This window comes from Arthrobacter sp. U41 (assembly GCF_007679325.1).
Taxonomy (GTDB): Bacteria; Actinomycetota; Actinomycetes; order Actinomycetales; family Micrococcaceae; genus Arthrobacter.
Genome location: NZ_VEGI01000001.1, coordinates 1,671,459 through 1,688,850 on the forward strand (window position 1 = coordinate 1,671,459; position 17,392 = coordinate 1,688,850).

The window sequence follows — 17,392 nt, forward strand, 5'->3', positions numbered from 1 at the left end:
TCGGGAGCCAGAGGATTTCCCTCTGGCTCTCCCTTGTGGGCGGAGGGACCGTCGAAATACTCCAATTGAGTTAGGTTAGCTTTACCTACTATCCTGCAGGGCGTGACTGTACAGCCAGAACTGATCGGAGTCTCGTTCGCCGCCCGGCTGGCTGGCTTCGGAGACCGCACCGCCATTAGAACCAAAGGCCACTCGGTGAGCTATGCCGAACTGGCCCGCCGCGTCGCTGACACGGCCCGCTCCTTCGGACCCGACCGTCGACTAATCGCCCTCGAGGCTGAAAACACGCTGGCGTCCGTGGTGGTCTATCTCGCCGCCCTGTCCTCCGGCAATCCGCTCCTTATCCTGCCCACGGGCGACGGCGCCGAGGCGCTCGTTCAGGCGTACGACCCGGATATCGTAGTCCGCGCGTCCGACGGCGAGGCGGTGCCGGAAGTGCGCCGGGAAGATTCCCGGCATGACCTGCACCCTGATCTGGCGCTTCTGCTAAGCACTTCCGGATCCACCGGCTCACCCAAACTTGTCCGGCTGTCCGCCGATTCCCTGCAGGCAAATGCCGCAGCGATTGCCCAGTATCTGCACCTACGTCCCAGCGACACGGCCGCCACCACACTGCCCCTCTCGTACTGCTACGGCATGAGTGTGGTGAACAGCCACCTCCTGGTGGGCGCGTCCCTGGAGTTGACCGATCTCTCGGTGGTAGACCCGTGCTTCTGGGAACTGGCCCGCGCCGCAGAGGTGACATCCTTCGCAGCTGTGCCCTACACCTTCGATCTGCTCGAGCGCGTGGGATTTGAACACATGAACCTGCCCAGCTTGCGCTATATCACCCAGGCGGGAGGGCGGCTCGATCCGGACCGGGTGCGTGCTTACGCAGAAATGGGCCAGCGGCAGGGCTGGGATCTATTCGTTATGTACGGCCAGACCGAGGCCACGGCCCGGATGGCCTATTTACCACCCGACCAGGCCGCGGAGCATCCCGACGCCATCGGGGTTCCCGTCCCTGGCGGATCCTTCCGACTGGAGCCCGTGCCCGGGCTGGATGACTGCGAGCTTGTCTACACCGGACCCAACGTCATGCTGGGGTACGCCGAACGGCCCGAGGATCTCGCCCTGGGCCGAGTCATCACGGAACTTCACACCGGCGACCTGGCCCGTCGCGGGACCGAGGGCCTCTACGAGATCGTGGGCAGGCGCAGCCGCTTCGTCAAAATCGTCGGTCTCCGGGTTGACCTGGGCCAAGTTGAACGCCTGTTGGCGAACCTCGGCGTGACCGCCGCGGCAGCCGGATCGGACGACGTCGTGGTCGCTGCAGTGGAAGGCAGCCACGACCTACCCCTGATCGCCAAGGCCCTGGCCCAGGATCTGGGCGTGCCGCGCGCCGCCGTCGAACTCCACTCCGTACAGGCGATACCGCGCCTGGTCAACGGGAAGCCGGACTACCCCGCCTTGCTGGCCCTGGCGACCAGCGGAGAAGACGGCGCCAACGGTGCTCATCTGGGGACGCCCCCGGGAGAACGTCCGGCCGATGTCAGGTCGATATTCGCGGAGGTTCTTGAACAGGAAAACATCGCCGATACGGACACCTTCGTTTCCCTGGGCGGTGACTCCCTGTCCTACGTCGCAGCTTCGGTCCGGCTGGAACGCACGCTGGGCTATATTCCTCAGGGGTGGCACCTGATACCTGTCTGTGAGCTTTCCCTTGCTCCGCACCACCCGCAGGGTCAGGCGGCCGAGGCGTCAGACGAGCCTGCAGGGCAGCGGGCGGGCCGGCCGGTGTCCACTACGCGCGGCTGGCACCGGCGGATCCTTGCCCCCATGGAAACGGGAATCGCGCTCCGCGCCATAGCCATCATCTTCATCGTCTCCACGCACATCGGGTTCTTCACATGGGAAGGCACCGCCCACGTGCTTATGGCCGTCGCTGGCTACAACTTTGCCCGCTTCCAACTGGTCGGCACGCGCGGTACGCGGTTCCGACGGCAGCTGCGAAGCGTAGCCCGGATCGTCGCGCCCAGCGTCGCGGTCATCGGACTCGCCTTCGCGGTCACAGATTCCTACACGTGGGCCAACGTCTTCCTGCTGAACCCCCTCCTTGGGCCGGAAGGGTGGACCGACTACTCCCGATTCTGGTTTATCGAGATCCTGGTCCACATCCTGGTCGGCCTCGCCCTCCTTCTGGCAATACCGGCCGCAGACCGCGCGCAGCGAAGGTGGCCATTGGCTTTCCCCCTCGCCCTGGTGGCCGCTGACCTGCCGCTGCTCTTCGAGTTAATCGATAGCCGCTACCCGGGCCAGGGCCCGGTCCTGTGGTTGTTCGGACTTGGTTGGGCTGCTGCCGAGTCGCGCACACTGTGGCAACGGGCCGCCGTCACAGCAGTGGCCCTGCTGACGGTCCCTGGATCCTTCGACGATCCGTACCGTAGCGCAACGATCCTGGCGGGATTCCTCATCCTGCTCTGGATGCCCACACTGGCAGTACCGCGCGGACTCCACCGAATCACCGCCCTGCTGGCAAGTGCCTCGTTGTATATCTACGTCACCCACTGGCTGGTCTACCCGCTCTTCGACCCGACAGACAAAGCCCTGGCAGTGGCTGCATCACTGGCGGCCGGGATCCTGTACTGGGCCGCAGCCACCCGGGCCGTGGCATCCATCGAGCGCCGGCTTCGGTCGCGGCGGGGCTACAGACTCAGCCGCGTCGTGGTGGCACGGAAAGGCTGACAACTTACTGTTCAGGATCGGACCCGCAGCCCTCGCAGCAGCCGGAACCTGCATTTTGCTCAGCCTCCGAAGTCGGAACGGCCGTCCGGCCTGATTCGGCCGGTCCGCAGTCGTCGTTCATTCTTGCGCTCGCTCCGGGGAGGGCGCAGCAATCACCGTCTTCCCCGTCGTGGCTGGCCCCGGCCTGCGGGCGGGCGCAGCAGGCGTCACCCCGCCAGGCACTAACGCCCTCACGGACGGCGATCCCGGCGATGATCAGTGCCGCGCCGGCGTCCGCCCACCACCATCCCAGTGTGCTGTTCAGAACCAGGCCGACCAGCAGTACCGCGGAGAGATACGTACACAGCAGGGTCTGTTTGGAATCCGCGACGGCGGTGCGTGAGCCGAGTTCACGGCCGGCGCGGCGTTGCAGCCAGGACAGGACGGGCATGATGGCCAGGCTCAGGGCTGCGATAACGATGCCCGGAGTGGAATGCTGTGCCCCGCCGCCTCCCGCCAGCGACCTCACGGAGTCCACGGAGACGAACAGTGCTAGGGCGAAGAAGGAGATCGCGATGATTCGCAGGGTTAGGTGCTCGCGTCGCTCGGGGTCCGAGGCGGAGAACTGCCAGGAGAGGGCGATTGCGGAGGCAACTTCGATCACTGAATCGAGTCCGAAGCCGATCAGTGCCGCGGAGTCCGCCACGTTACCCGCCCAGAGCGCTACAGCCGCCTCAATGAGGTTGTAAGTAATGGTCGCGGCCGCGAGCAGCCGGATGCGTCGGCTCAGCAGGGCGCGGCGGGATGGGGTGGGCGCGGTCTGGAGTGTCGCGGTCACGTCAGGCACGTCCCGTCCGGGGCGCAGCAGGCCGGGTCGACGGCCAGCACCACGCCGAGCAGGTCTGTGATCGCATGTCCCAGCCGAGCGTCGGCGAGCTCATACCGGGTACGGCGACCATCCGGGACAGCGACCACGAGCCCGCAGCCCCGTAGACATGTCAGGTGGTTGGACATGCTCTGCCGCGAGACTTTGAGGGAGTCCGCCAGCTCGGATGGATAGGCGGGCGCCCCGGCCAGGGCGAGCAGAATCCGCGCCCGGGTAGGGTCAGAGACCGCGTAGCCGAACCGGGCCAAAACCGGGGCGTGCGTAAGCGTTTCCATCCATTCAAAGTACATCCGGACATGAATTCACGCAATTGTGTACATTGGGTGTGGAGCTGGGACGGCACGAGACCCAAAACCGACCGGACTGTGCCGCCGCCCCCAAAACGCCGGGCGACCGTCGTCCGTTTTGACGCCGGACCGCGGCAAAGTGCCCCCGCACCGCAGGCGAAGAGGCTACACCTCGTCGTCCCACATGCCGGTTTCGGCGGCGTCTTCCGGTTTGTCCTCCGCGTCGGAGTCGCCGGACCCGACATAGGCTGCGGGCACTGTTCCGGCGGCCTGGGTCAGCTGTTCCTCGCGGATGTTGCCGGCCTGGCCGGGTTCGGCGTGCGGCTGGCGGGCTTCGACGGCGTCCGGGTCGCCCGGCCCCCGCAGATTGGCCGGGTCGTTGCTCGGTTCAGTGGGATCGCTCATGGCTCTGCCTTTCGTCCGCGGATCAAATCTTTCCCAGACTAGCGTGGGAGCCGAAGTAGCCGCCCGTGGGCTAGATCGACCGCGGGCCGGCGGGACTCGACCGGCCGGAACTTAACTGGCGGGGTCGTACGCGAAAGCGCGCACCTCCTGCGCGCAACGGCAGGCGACGGCGATCTTCGCCGCCCACTCCAGGGCTGCCTCGTACGAGGGCAGCTCCAGCACCGAGTAGCCGCCCTCGAGCTGCGCGGTCTCCGGGTAGGTGCCCTCGCGCACGGTCCCGTCACCGTCGACCATCACGGGCGGGACACTCTCATTGATGCCGCCGCCGAACACCCAGACACCGGCGTCCTTCGCCTCCTGGACCACGGCGCGCGACGCATCCGAAACAGCCTGCATCTCTTCCTCAGGGACCACCATGGCGGCACTAGGAAACGAGATCAGATACTTGGTCATCGCGTCGACTCCTTCTTCGCAGCACGGGATCGCCTTCATCCTCGCCGACGCGGGCGCGCCGCGCAAGGTTCCCGGCGGCTCCAAACGCAGGAGCCCGCCGTCGCCCACAGATCCGAAAGTTGACACCCGCAGGACAGTACGGTTCACTTTTTGCATATGCTGAAATAACAGTTCCATGATGCGGAAGGAAATATCCGCATAGCCCTACACCGTGGATGCCAGCATCACATACGAGGACCTGTCTCATGCACCTTGAACAGTTCAACGCGACCGGCCGCGCGGAGGCTGCCGATGCCCTGCGCCCCTGCCTGGATATCCGGCGCTGGATCGACGAAGTCGCCGACGCGCGGCCCTACGCCACCATCGAGGCACTCCTGGACGCCGGCCGCGGCGCAGCCAACCCGTTCACCCCGGCCGAGATCGACGCCGCCCTGGCCCACCACCCGCGGATCGGTGAGCGGGCGGCGGGAAACAGCACCGAAGCCAGGCTGTCCCAGTCGGAGCAGGCGGGACTGGGCGAGGCCGACACTGCCGTCGCGGAAGCCCTGGCCGAAGGCAACCGGGCCTACGAGGAGAAATTCGGTCAGGTGTTCCTGATCCGCGCAGCCGGCCGCAGCCGCGAGGAAATCCTGGCCGCGCTCAATACTCGGCTCGCCCACACCCCCGAAGAGGAACAAGCAATCATTGGCCAGCAGCTGCGGGAAATCGCAGTGCTCCGACTCGAAGGACTGATCGGCAAATGAGCATGTCCCACGTCACCACCCATGTGCTCGACACCGGCTCCGGCAAACCGGCGGCGGACGTCCCGGTCACCCTCCACATGCTCGACGGCGAGCGTTGGATCCAGATCGCCGAGGGCACCACCGACGCGGACGGACGCGTGAAACAGCTCGGACCGGACCGGCTGCCCTCGGGGACCTTCCGCCTGGCCTTCGACACGGGCAAGTACTTCGCCGCCAGCGGCACCGACACGTTCTTCCCGGAGGTGATCCTCACGTTCGGCGTGGTGGAGTCCGAGGCCCACTACCACGTGCCGCTCCTGCTGAGCCCGTTCGCCTACTCCACCTACCGGGGCAGCTGAGAGCAGCAGAAACCTGACACAACGGGAAGGGTCCGCGGCGATGCCGCGGGCCCTTTTGCGCGCACGGCGCCCGGTCCCGAAGCCCGGTTCCCGGCCCCTACCCCTCGCGGAATCCCCGCCCCCAGCAGTCACAATCAGTAATTTGGCCCAGGTGGGCCACAACGGAACCAGAACCCTTGACAGTGGCGGGGGTCACTCCTAATCTGAATTTTGGGATCCCAAAATGGGATCCCAAAAGACGGTGATCCAGATCCCGAGCCGCAGTTCATTGCCGGCCTCCTCTGGATTCGGTCCCAGGTCGCCCCACACTCCGGCCCCTGCCCCGCTGTCACCCAAGTCTTTCTCCCCGTCTGCAATCTTCCTCTCTGCAAAGGAGAAGTTGTGTCACTTCCAAACACCGAAACCGCAGTACCGCTGCCCGATAACAGCACCGACAAAACCGGCAAGGACGGCGTGCAACGTCGCACCAACGTCCGCTGGAAAATGTTCCTGCTCCTGCTGGTCCTCGTCGCCGTCAACTACATCGACAGGGGGTCCATCTCGGTGGCCCTCCCCATCATCCAGAAGGAATTCAACCTGGCGCCCGAGCTGGTGGGCCTCCTGCTCTCCGCCTTCTTCTGGACCTACGCCCTGATGCAGGTCCCGGTGGGCCTCCTGATCGACAAGTTCGGCCCCCGCAAAGTCATGACGGCGTCCTGCGTCGGCTGGGGCGCGGCCACGGCGGCCTCCGGCCTGGCCGGCGGCTTCCTCAGCATGTTCATTGCCCGGCTGGGCATCGGCGTCACCGAAGCCGGTGTGATGCCGGCCGGCGGCAAGCTCAACGCCATCTGGATGCACAAGTCAGAGCGCGGACGCGGCGCCACCATCCTCGACGCCGGCGCTCCCCTGGGAGCAGGCCTGGGCGGCATCATCATCGCCGGCCTCATCGCCTCCACCGGCAGCTGGCGCCTGGCATTCATCATCGCCGGCGCCGCCACGGTCCTCATGGGCCTGGCCGTCTGGTGGTACGTCCGCGACAATCCGCGCCAGCACCGCGGGGTCAACGACGCCGAGGCCGAATACATCGAGGCCTCCCACGCCGCGGAGGACGCTGCCGCCGAGCTCGACGGCAGCAAGGGCAAACGCGCACTCCTGCCCTACCTGAAGTTCCGCTCCTTCTGGGCCATGTGCTTCGGCTGGCTCGGCTTCAACGGCGTCTTCTACGGGCTGCTGACCTGGGGTCCGCTGTACCTGGCCCAGGACAAGGGCTTCGACCTCAAGACCATCGGCTGGTCCACGTTCGTGATCTTCGGGGCCGGCTTCGTCGGCGAAATCCTCGGCGGCGCCATCGCCGACAAGTGGCAGTCCACCGGCGCCTCCGCCAACCGCGTGATGCGCACGCTCCTGGGCACCTCCAGCGTCGTCGTCATCGGCGGCCTGATCGGCGTCACCGTCGTCGCGGACCCCACCACCGCCGTCGTCCTCCTGTCCGTGGTGATGTTCTTCCTCCGCTGGGTGGGCCTGTTCTGGAGCATCCCCTCCATCCTGGGCGGCCGGACGAACGCCGGCGTCCTGGGCGGCGCGATGAACTTCAGCGGCAACATTTCCGGCTTCGTGACCCCGATTGCGGTGGGCCTGATTGTGGGCGCCACCGGCTCCTACACCTGGGCGCTGCTGTACTTCGTGGGATCCGCGATTGTCATGGGAGTCTCCGTCCTGACCCTGAACTACAACAAACGGCTACCTGTCTAAGCTAGCCACACGCGCCTGTTCCTGATGCCGGGAACGCATTGCCAGACAAGAACCGAAAGTGGAGAACCATGCACACCGCAGAAGACACCCAGGACAAAGAACGCCCCCTCCGCGAGGCCGTCCGGGACACCCTCCGCAACAGGATCTTCGAAGGGCACTACGTTCCCGGCACCAGGCTGGTGGAACGCGACCTCGCCGCCGAATTCAACGTCTCACGGCTCCCCGTCCGCGAAGCGCTCCGTATGCTCCGCCAGGAAGGGCTCCTCAGCGACCGGGGTGCCCGCGGGGCCGAGGTCAGCACCCTGAGCCCCAAGGACGTCGAGGATTTGTTCGACGTCAGGCAGTCCCTCGAGGTGCTCGCCTGCCGGCTGGCCGCCACCCGCGCCACACCCGACGACCTCGGCGCCCTCAAAGGCCTGCTGGACGAAGCGGACCGCTGCCTGGCCAAGGGCGCCGTCATGGAAGCCCACCGCGCCAACAGCGAATTCCACGATGCCATCACCCGGATCGCGGACAACGGCTTCCTCAGGTCCGCGCTGGAGCCGCTCCAGGGCCGCATGCACTGGCTCTTCCGCCACGTCAGCGACCTGCCCGAACTCATCGCCGAACACCGCGCCCTCTACGCCGCCATCGCCAGCGGCGACCCGGAACGCGCCGCCGCCCAATCGGCGTCGCACATCGGTAAATACCGTGAACAGTTTCCGGAGGATTTCAGCCGGACAGAACCCGCCCTTCATCGGAAGAAACTATGAAACTTCTTGTCATCAACCCCAACATCAGCGACGACGTCACCGCCCTGATCGAAGCGGAGGCCCTCCGCTCCGCCTCCCCCGGAACCGACCTTGTGGTCCGCACCGCCGGGTACGGTGTGGAATACATCGAAACCCGCTTTGAGTCCCTGATCGCGGCGGGAGCAGTCGCCGAAATCATGGCCGAATACACGCGCGACGGGTCCGGATCGGACAACGGCGTGGACGGGGTGGTGGTGGCGGCCTTCGGCGACCCCGGGATGCCGGCGCTGAAGGAACTCACCGACATTCCCGTCATCGGGATCACCGAGGCCGCACTCTGCGCCGCCGCCCTGCAGGGGCACCGCATCTCCATCATCGCCATCTCGGACCGGATCCGGCCCTGGTACCAGGACTGTGTGGAACGCTTCGGCCTCGGCGGCCGGCTCGCCTCCATCCGCTCCATCAACGAGGCCCTCCACGGCATCGCCTCGGTGCAGCAGGACTTCAAGGCCACCCTGCTGGCTCTGAGCCACCAGGCCGTCACCGAGGACGGGGCCGACGTCTTGATCCTCGCCGGAGCGCCGCTCGCCGGCCTGGCCCGCGAACTCCGCGGGCAGATCCGGGTCCCCGTGGTGGACGGCATCTCCGCGGGCATCCGCATGGCGGAAGCGGTGGCCGGCCTCGGGTCCGGCCCGCACCGCGCCGGCGCCTTCGCGGCTCCCCCGGCCAAATCCCGCCGCGGCCTCTCCGCGAACCTGGACGCCGCCCTCACCACCGCGCAGAACGCCGCGCACGACGGCGACGCGCGCGACGCCGCGCTCAGCGGAACCACCACGCCGGCCTAGCACCGCCGGCCACGCCTGCCCCACTTCAACCTAGGAGGACACCGATGTCCGACACCCCCGAACTCGTCATCGCCCACGGCACCGTGGTCAACAGCTTCGGCCGCCAGGAGGCCCACGTTGTGGTCCGGGACGGCCGCGTCGACCGGCTGGTGGACGCCGCCGGGCCCGTCCCCGCCGCTAAACGCACCATCGATGCCGCCGGCCTGCTGGTCATTCCCGGCGGCGTCGACGGGCACTGCCACGTCGCCCAGATCACCGGGCGGTTCCGCACCCTCGATGACTACGCGACCACGTCAACCGCCGCCCTGTGGGGCGGCACCACCACCATCATCGACTTCGGCATCCCGCGCGATACCCGGGAGACCCCGCTCGCCGCCGTCCTGCACAAGAAGGAACTGGCCCGGGAGGCGCGGTGCGACGTCGCGCTGCACGGCTCCGTGGTCAGTTGGGACGAAACGATGCCGTGGCAGCTGGAGCAGCTGGCCGCCGAGGGCGTTCGGTCCGTCAAGATGTACACCACCAACCGCGGCACCACCATGGCGGACGGGGACACCATCCTGAAGGTCATGCGCGAGATGGTCCGCTTGGACGGCCTCACCTACATCCACGCCGAGCACGACCCCATCATCGCGGACTGCACCGGGCAACACGCGGACGACGGCCGGATCGGCATCGAACACCTGCACCGCACACGCCCCGAACTGGCAGAGGAGGTCTCGGTCAAGGAAACCCTGGCCATGGCCGAATACACCGGCGCCCCCGTTTACTTTGTGCACCAGTCCACCCCCGGCGCCGTGGATCTGGTCAGCGAGGCCCGCGCCCGCGGCCAGGAGGCGTACTCCGAGACCTGCCCGCACTACCTCACCCTCGACAACAGCGTCTACGGCTCGGTGATGCCCGAGTGGTTTGCCTGCTGTCCGCCCATGCGCAGCCCGCAGACCGTCGCCGCGCTCCGGGAACGGCTGGCCGACGGCGCCATCCACACCGTCGCGTCCGACCACTCCTGCTACGACCTCACGCAAAAGCGGGAGCGCACGGACGACATCCGCGAGATGCCGCACGGGCTCCCGGGCGTCGAGACCCGGATGCCCGTCACGTTCACGGCCCTGATGGGAACCTCCCCGGAGGCGCGCGTGGAGGACTTCGTTGAAGTCTTCTCCGCCGGCCCGGCCCGCATCAACGCCCTTCCCGGTAAGGGAACCATCGCGCCCGGGTTCGACGCCGACCTGGTCATCTTCGATCCGGACGAGGAACGTACGGTCGACGGCGGCGCCCTCCACATGGGCACCGACTTCTCCCCCTTCGACGGCCGGACGCTCACGGGCTGGCCCGCCGTCGTCGTCTCCGCCGGACGTGTGGTGCTGGACGGCGAGGGGTTCCACGACCCCGGCCCCGTGGGCCGCTTCGTGTCCCGGGCCGGCTTCCGCGAACACCAGTCCGCCGCGCATTCCTCCCCCGTTCCCGCCGCCCAGGCCACCCGTTAGGAGCCCCCATGCCCTCCGCACACCGACCCACCCGCATCGGCATGATTGTGCCGTCGTCCAACACCTGCCTGGAACCGCAGAGCTACCGGATTCTCGGCAGCCGCGACGACGTCACCATCCACTTCGCCCGGATCCCGGTCACCCGGATCGCCCTGGACCAGTCCTCGGACAAACAATTCGACGCCGCCGTGATGCGCTCGGCCGCCGAGCTCCTCGCCACGGCCGATGTGGACGTCATTGCCTGGAACGGCACCTCTGGATCCTGGCTCGGCGCCGACCACGACCGCCGGCTCGTCGGGGACATCACCGACGCCACCGGCATCCCGGCCACCACCTCCACCCTGGCGTATCTGGAGGCGTTCAAGACCTTCGGCACAGAACGCATCGGACTCTTCACGCCATACACCGCGGACGTCAACCACCAGATCATGGCGTCCTATGAACGGGACGGCATCAAGACCCTCGGCCACCGGTTCCTGGGCCTGAGTGACAACGAATCGTTCGCCCGCGTGGCCGACGACGAGATGCGTCCGGGCTCGCTGGAGCTGGCGGCAGCCCGGCCGGACGCCATCATCTACCTCTGCACCAACCTCTACGGCGCCAACATCACCGCCGAGATCGAGGCGGGAACAGGCGTTCCCGCGCTGGACTCGGTGGCCGTCACTCTGTGGCATTGCCTCAAGATGGCGGGCGCTCCGCTGCTGGACCCGCGCTGGGGCAGGCTCCTGGCCTGAGCCGTGGGGAACCTGACCGGTCCTTGAGGGATCGGTCCTCAAGAGAAGGACATCACCGCATGAAATTTGCACGCCTCGGCGCCGCCGGCGCCGAAACCCCCGCCATCATGGACGGAGGCACCTACTACTCCCTGGCCGGACTCACCCCGGACCTGGACGCGGACTTCTGGTCCTCGGGCGGTCCTGCCCGCGCAGCAGCCGCCCTGGCGGCCGGGGAACTGCCGGAAATGGATGACGCGGGACTCCGCATCGGTGCCCCCATCACCCGGCCCTCATCCGTGTTCGGCATCGGACTGAACTACGCCGCGCACGCCGCCGAGTCGGGTTCCGAACCACCCACGGCGCCGGTCCTGTTCCAGAAGGCTCCCAACACCGTGGTGGGACCCTACGACGCCGTCGCCATCCCCCGCGGTTCCACCACGACAGACTGGGAAGTCGAACTGGGCGTGGTCATCGGCACCCGCGCGTCCTACCTCGAGTCACCAGCGGATGCGCTCAGCCATATCGCGGGCTTCGTCACGGTCAACGACCTGTCCGAGCGGACCTTCCAGCTGGAAGGTCCCGGCGGTCAGTGGTCCAAGGGCAAAAGCTGCGCCGGGTTCTGCCCCACCGGCCCGTACCTGGTCACCCCGGAGGACGTGGACCCGGGCAACCTGCGGCTGCGCAGCTGGGTGAACGGGGAGCCGCGCCAGGACTCCACCACGCAGGACCTGATTTTCGACGTGGCCACCCTCATCCACGACCTCAGCCAGTACCTCGTCCTGGAACCCGGAGACCTGATCTGCACCGGAACCCCGGAGGGCGTGGCCCTGTCCGGACGCTTTCCTTATCTCAGAGCCGGGGACGTGGTGGAAATCGAAGTATCCGGGCTTGGACGCCAGCGTCAGGACTTTATCCACGCGTGATAGGGGCACGCAGGCCCGGTTGACATGGCCTTCCACGGCAACAGGGAGGTCCGCGGGCCCCGTGTCGCTGTCACAATCCGCCCACAGACTGCTGGCACGCTCTGGGCGGCGGCCGGCTGCCGGCCTGTTTTGACTGCCCGCAATCGGCTCAGTATTCTCAAATTGCAAGAAAGTTTTCTCACAGAATGAAAACTTGAGCCGACCATTCAATGATGAAATGAGGTTGGACGTGGCTGCAGGAGAAGAGACCTCCCATATCCTCAGCGGGTTGACTAACCAGCTGCCTGATCGTGATCCGGAAGAGACCGCCGAGTGGCTGGAGTCCCTGGATGCGCTGATTCAGGATCAGGGCACCGAGCGTGCCCAGTACATAATGCGCAGCCTGCTCCAGCGGGCGGGCGCGCAGTCCGTGGGTGTTCCGATGGTCACCACCACGGATTACGTGAACACCATTCCGGTGGACCAGGAGGCCGAGTTCCCTGGGGATGAGGAGATCGAGCGGAAGTACCGGGCGTGGCTGCGGTGGAACGCCGCGGTCATGGTGCACCGGGCGCAGCGGGCCGATATCGGCGTCGGCGGGCATATCTCGACCTATGCCGGGGCCGCGACCCTGTACGAGGTGGGGTTCAACCACTTCTTCCGCGGCAAGGACCACCCCGGCGGCGGGGACCAGGTCTTCTTCCAGGGCCACGCCTCCCCCGGCATGTATGCCCGGGCGTTTATGGAAGGCCGTTTGACCGAGGAGGACCTGGACGGGTTCCGGCAGGAGAAGTCCAAGGAGGGCCATGCCCTGTCCTCGTACCCGCATCCGCGGCTGATGCCGGAGTTCTGGGAGTTCCCCACGGTCTCGATGGGCATCGGCCCGATGAACGCGATCTACCAGGCCCAGTCCAACCGGTACCTGCACAACCGCGGCCTGAAGGACACCTCCGACCAGCAGGTCTGGGCGTTCCTGGGCGACGGGGAAATGGACGAGCCCGAATCCCGCGGCCTGCTCCAGCTCGCCGCGAACGACAAGCTCGACAACCTCAACTTCGTGATCAACTGCAACCTCCAGCGCCTCGACGGGCCCGTGCGGGGCAACGGCAAGATCATGCAGGAACTCGAGGCGTTCTTCCGCGGCGCGGGCTGGAACGTCATCAAGGTCGTCTGGGGCCGGGAATGGGATGACCTGCTGGCCAAGGACCGGGACGGTTCGCTCGTGAAGATCATGAACGAAACCGTCGACGGGGACTACCAGACCTACAAGGCCGAGTCCGGAGCGTTCGTCCGCGAGCACTTCTTCGGACAAACCCCGCAGACCAAGGAAATGGTCCAGGACCTCACCGACGACCAGATCTGGAACCTCAAGCGCGGCGGCCACGACTACAACAAGGTCTACGCCGCGTACAAGGCCGCCACCGAGTTCAAGGGCAAACCCACCGTCATCCTCGCCCACACGGTCAAGGGTTACGGCCTGGGCACCCACTTCGAGGGCCGCAACGCGACCCACCAGATGAAGAAACTCACCCTCGCGGACCTCAAAGCCTTCCGCGACCACCTCCGCATCCCCATCACGGACGACCAGCTCGAAGCGGACCTCTACCGGCCCCCGTACTACCACCCCGGCATGGACTCCCCCGAGATCCAGTACCTCATGGACCGCCGCCGCGCCCTGGGCGGCTTCGTCCCCGAACGCCGCTCCAAGCACACCGATGTCACCCTCCCGGATGACAAGGCGTATGAAGTCGCCAACCGCGGCTCCGGGAAGCAGCAGGCTGCCACCACCATGACGTTCGTGCGCCTGCTCAAGGACCTTATGCGGGACAAGAAGTTCGGCCACCGCATTGTGCCGATCGTTCCGGATGAATCCCGCACTTTCGGCATGGACGCGTTCTTCCCCTCCGCGAAGATCTACAACCCGGACGGCCAGGGCTATCTCTCCGTGGACCGGGACTTGGTCCTTGCCTACAAGGAATCGGCCCAGGGCCAGCTCATCCATCCGGGCATCAACGAGGCGGGGGCGGTGGCGGCGTTTACCGCCGCCGGCACGTCCTACGCCACGCACGGCGAGCCGCTGATCCCGATTTACGTCTTCTACTCGATGTTCGGGTTCCAGCGCACGGGAGACTCCTTCTGGGCCGCCGCGGACCAGATGACCCGCGGGTTCATCATCGGCGCCACCGCCGGCCGCACCACCCTCACCGGTGAAGGCCTGCAGCACGCCGACGGCCACTCCCCCATCCTGGCCGCCACGAACCCCGCCGTTCTCACCTACGACCCCGCCTTCGGGTACGAAATGGGCCACATCATCCGGAACGGCCTGGAGCGGATGTACGGTCCCGAGTCGGAAGACCGGAACCTCATGTACTACCTCACGGTCTACAACGAGCCGATCTTCCAGCCGGCCGAACCCGAGAACCTCGATGTCAACGGTGTGCTGAAAGGCATCTACCGGGTGTCGGCGTCGGACGCGGAAGGGCCCAAGAGCCAGATCCTGGCCTCCGGCGTGTCCGTCCCCTGGGCCCTCGAGGCCCAGCGGATCCTCGCCGAGGACTGGGGCGTGTCCGCCGACGTCTGGTCTGTGACGTCCTGGAACGAACTGCGCCGCGACGGACTCGCCGCCGAGGAGGCCGCCTTCCTCAACCCCGGCCAGCCCGCCCGCGTCCCGTTCGTCGCCCAGCAGCTCGCCGGGGCCGCCGGTCCGATCGTGGCGGTCACCGACTACATGAAGGCCGTCCCGGACCAGATCCGCCAGTTCCTGCCCCACCAGTTCGCCTCGCTCGGAGCCGACGGCTTCGGCTTCTCCGACACCCGCGCCGCAGCCCGCCGCTTCTTCAAGAACGACACCCACTCGATTGTGGTGAAGACCCTGCAGCTGCTCGCTACCCGCGGAGAGGTCGACGGCGGGGTCCCCGCCTATGCGATGGACCGCTACAAGCTCCTGGACGTCAACGCCGGCACCACCGGCGGAGCGGGCGGCGACGCCTGACGCCATCGAGGGCGCAGTTGACGGCAGTCCCGCCCCGGGACTGCCGTCACCTGTCACTGGGTGCATAGGCTGGGACCATGGCTGACTCATCGGAACCGCCCACGACGCCGGGATCCACGACGGCGGTGCTGCTCGCCGCCGGCGCCGGGACGCGGCTGGGGCTCGGGCCCAAGGCGACGCTCCCGTTCCGCGGCCGCACCCTCGTGGAAGTGCTGGCCGACGTGCTGCTGGCCGGCGGCTGCCGGGAAGTGGTGGCGGTGCTCGGCGCGGACGCGGCAACGGTCCGCGCCGCCACCAACCTCAGCCGGCACCGGGTCATCGACAACCCGGGCTGGCCCACCGGCATGGGCAGCTCATTCCAACTGGGCGTCGCCGCGGCAGCGCCGGAGGACCATGTGCTCATCGCGCTGGTGGACCAGCCCGGCCTGACCGCCGAAACCGTCGCCCGGTTGCTCGCAGCCCACCGGCCGGGCCGCGTGACGGCCGCCGCCTACCGGGACCCGGAAGGGAACCTGCGGCGGGGCCATCCGCTGCTCATCGACGCCGGACTCCGCGCCGAGGCCACGGAAACGGCAACGGGCGACGCCGGGGCACGCGTCTTCCTTCAGTCCCACCCGGGGCTGGTCGACCTGGTGGACTGCAACGACCTCACCGGCGGAGAGGACCTCGACACCCCGGACCAGCTGCACCTCCTCGACCCGGCCCAGCCGCACGACACCGCGCAACGTAAGGAGAACCCGGAATCATGAGAATCCTTGTCACAGGGTCCGCGGACGGCCTCGGACGGGCCGCGGCGGATTCCCTGCTGTCCGGCGGGCACGACGTCGTTGTCCATGCCCGCAACCAGGACCGCGCTGCCAGCCTCGCCGCCCTCGTGGACCGCGGCGCGGACATCGTGGTGGGCGACTTCACTGACCGTGATGCTGTGCGGCGCATCGCCGCCGAGCTGAACGGCCGGGACCCGCTCGACGCGGTGATCCACAACGCCGGCGTCTGGCGCGGACGGGCGGTCATGCCGGTCAACGTCATCGCGCCCTACCTCCTCACCGCCCTGCTCGACGGTCCGCGGCGGCACGTGTATTTGAGCAGTGGTTCGCATTTCGGCGGGCAGCCCTCGCTGGCCGGAGTCGATTGGCAGGGCAAGGTGCCCGGGTCCTACGCGGACAGCAAGCTGTTCGTCACCACGCTCGCGGCCGCGTTGGCCCGGTTGCGTCCGGAGCTGATCAGCAACGCCGTGGACCCCGGCTGGGTACCCACCAAGATGGGCGGACCCGGCGCGCCGGACGATCTGGACCTCGGACACCAAACCCAGGAATGGCTCGCGGCAAGCGATGAACCCCAGTCGCTCACCAGCGGCGGGTACTGGTACCACCGGCAACAGCGGCAACCACACCGCGCAGTACATGACCACACCTTCCAGGAGCAGCTCCTGGAAGCCCTTGCTGAAGAAACGGGCACCCGGCTCTGATCCGGCCGTCGCCCGCCCCTACTGCTCCACCCCCGCGGCCACCAGCTCCTCCAGCCCGCGCTTGAACCCGGAGCGGCCGCCGTGGGCGGGATGCCTGATTTTCGGCACGTCCAGGCCGCTGCGCTGCAGGCTCCGGTGCGCCACATTCCCCACGGCCACCACCGTCTCGATGGGGAACAACTCCGTCAGCGCCTGCCAGAACGGGGTTCCCAGCGCCGCCTCGGCCGACGTCGGCGTGCGGTTGGACAGCGGCCGCCCGGGCATGTGCGTGTGCCAGGGGCAGGCACTCCACAGCATGGGCAGGAATTCCAGTTCGGCCAGCACGTCCCACATCACCGTGGCCGTCGGCTCCGCCGCAACACCCGCAGCCTCCGCCGGAAGCACATACCCCTTGCCGGGCCCGAACAGCCCGAACGCGTTGGCGGGGCCCTCAAACATGGTGCGGTTGGTGAAGGGAACCCCGGTGATCCTCATGCCCCGGAAGCCCGGCGCCTCCCCCACCAGCAGCACCTTCGGGGAGCGGTCCCGCATTTCCTGGAGGTAGATTTCCAGGTTCCGCCGGCGCAGTGCGTTTCCCGGTGCGGTGTGGTCGAAGAAGTTGGTGCACCCCGGTCCCGTTTGCACCGAAGCGAGCCGGTCCACAAAGCTCTCGATGGAGGATAAAGTCATTCCTGCCCGTTCCCTCGGCGTCTGGTCGGTCCACCAGAA

At 67.3% G+C, this 17,392-nt stretch carries 17 protein-coding genes; 12 read left to right on the forward strand and 5 right to left on the reverse strand.

The genetic code is table 11. The annotated features are described in order from the left end of the window. The first annotated feature begins 102 nt into the window (after positions 1–102). Positions 103–2,724 (forward strand): AMP-binding protein, encoded by a 2,622-nt coding sequence (locus tag FS787_RS07830; protein ID WP_144671609.1) that lies wholly within the window; start codon positions 103–105, stop codon positions 2,722–2,724. Positions 2,725–2,728: 4 nt separating this feature from the next. Here FS787_RS07830 and FS787_RS07835 read toward each other — a convergent pair whose 3' ends face one another. From FS787_RS07835 to FS787_RS07850, 4 genes are all read right to left on the reverse strand, one after another. Next, the gene (locus tag FS787_RS07835) at positions 2,729–3,541 is read right to left on the reverse strand and encodes a cation diffusion facilitator family transporter (RefSeq protein WP_186329142.1); all 813 of its coding nucleotides are present in this window, start codon (positions 3,539–3,541) and stop codon (positions 2,729–2,731) included. Further along, the gene (locus FS787_RS07840) at positions 3,538–3,864 is read right to left on the reverse strand and encodes a helix-turn-helix transcriptional regulator (RefSeq protein ID WP_144671610.1); all 327 of its coding nucleotides are present in this window, start codon (positions 3,862–3,864) and stop codon (positions 3,538–3,540) included. Before FS787_RS07840 ends, FS787_RS07835 begins: the two co-directional genes overlap by 4 nt. A gap of 177 nt (positions 3,865–4,041) precedes the next feature. Continuing rightward, complete coding sequence (locus tag FS787_RS07845; RefSeq protein WP_144671611.1) at positions 4,042–4,281, reverse strand: hypothetical protein; 240 nt, start codon at positions 4,279–4,281, stop codon at positions 4,042–4,044. 111 nt (positions 4,282–4,392) lie between these two features. Next, entirely contained in the window at positions 4,393–4,734 is a 342-nt protein-coding gene (locus tag FS787_RS07850; protein WP_144671612.1) for a YciI family protein, read from the reverse strand. A gap of 245 nt (positions 4,735–4,979) precedes the next feature. Here FS787_RS07850 and uraD point away from each other — a divergent pair, with 245 nt between their 5' ends. The 11 genes from uraD to FS787_RS07905 all read left to right on the forward strand — a co-directional run bounded on the left by uraD (position 4,980) and on the right by FS787_RS07905 (position 16,684). Next, positions 4,980–5,477 (forward strand): 2-oxo-4-hydroxy-4-carboxy-5-ureidoimidazoline decarboxylase, encoded by a 498-nt coding sequence (gene uraD, locus FS787_RS07855; protein ID WP_144671613.1) that lies wholly within the window; start codon positions 4,980–4,982, stop codon positions 5,475–5,477. Further along, the gene (gene uraH / locus FS787_RS07860; RefSeq protein ID WP_144671614.1) at positions 5,474–5,815 is read left to right on the forward strand and encodes a hydroxyisourate hydrolase; all 342 of its coding nucleotides are present in this window, start codon (positions 5,474–5,476) and stop codon (positions 5,813–5,815) included. Before uraD ends, uraH begins: the two co-directional genes overlap by 4 nt. A gap of 381 nt (positions 5,816–6,196) precedes the next feature. Beyond that, positions 6,197–7,546: an MFS transporter gene (locus tag FS787_RS07865; RefSeq protein WP_144671615.1), complete on the forward strand. Its 1,350-nt coding sequence runs from the start codon at positions 6,197–6,199 to the stop codon at positions 7,544–7,546. 68 nt (positions 7,547–7,614) lie between these two features. Beyond that, a complete protein-coding gene (locus FS787_RS07870; RefSeq protein WP_144671616.1) occupies positions 7,615–8,298 on the forward strand; it encodes a GntR family transcriptional regulator in 684 nt (227 codons plus the stop codon). Beyond that, positions 8,295–9,122 carry an aspartate/glutamate racemase family protein gene (locus FS787_RS07875; RefSeq protein ID WP_144671617.1) on the forward strand — a complete coding sequence of 276 codons (828 nt, stop codon included), beginning with the start codon at positions 8,295–8,297 and terminating at the stop codon, positions 9,120–9,122. Before FS787_RS07870 ends, FS787_RS07875 begins: the two co-directional genes overlap by 4 nt. A 44-nt stretch (positions 9,123–9,166) precedes the next feature. Further along, a complete protein-coding gene (locus tag FS787_RS07880) occupies positions 9,167–10,606 on the forward strand; it encodes an amidohydrolase family protein (RefSeq protein WP_144671618.1) in 1,440 nt (479 codons plus the stop codon). An 8-nt stretch (positions 10,607–10,614) separates the two neighbouring features. Further along, the gene (locus FS787_RS07885; protein ID WP_144671619.1) at positions 10,615–11,340 is read left to right on the forward strand and encodes an aspartate/glutamate racemase family protein; all 726 of its coding nucleotides are present in this window, start codon (positions 10,615–10,617) and stop codon (positions 11,338–11,340) included. 59 nt (positions 11,341–11,399) lie between these two features. Further along, positions 11,400–12,245: a fumarylacetoacetate hydrolase family protein gene (locus FS787_RS07890; RefSeq protein WP_144671620.1), complete on the forward strand. Its 846-nt coding sequence runs from the start codon at positions 11,400–11,402 to the stop codon at positions 12,243–12,245. A 217-nt stretch (positions 12,246–12,462) separates the two neighbouring features. Beyond that, entirely contained in the window at positions 12,463–15,216 is a 2,754-nt protein-coding gene (gene aceE / locus FS787_RS07895; RefSeq protein WP_186329109.1) for a pyruvate dehydrogenase (acetyl-transferring), homodimeric type, read from the forward strand. A 77-nt stretch (positions 15,217–15,293) separates the two neighbouring features. Further along, a complete protein-coding gene (gene nboR, locus FS787_RS07900) occupies positions 15,294–15,965 on the forward strand; it encodes a nicotine blue oxidoreductase (RefSeq protein ID WP_144671622.1) in 672 nt (223 codons plus the stop codon). After that, positions 15,962–16,684, forward strand: coding sequence for an SDR family NAD(P)-dependent oxidoreductase (locus FS787_RS07905; protein WP_313959644.1), 723 nt, complete (start codon positions 15,962–15,964; stop codon positions 16,682–16,684). Before nboR ends, FS787_RS07905 begins: the two co-directional genes overlap by 4 nt. 18 nt (positions 16,685–16,702) lie before the next feature. Here FS787_RS07905 and FS787_RS07910 read toward each other — a convergent pair whose 3' ends face one another. After that, the gene (locus FS787_RS07910) at positions 16,703–17,353 is read right to left on the reverse strand and encodes a uracil-DNA glycosylase (RefSeq protein ID WP_144671624.1); all 651 of its coding nucleotides are present in this window, start codon (positions 17,351–17,353) and stop codon (positions 16,703–16,705) included. Between the last annotated feature and the right edge of the window lie 39 nt (positions 17,354–17,392).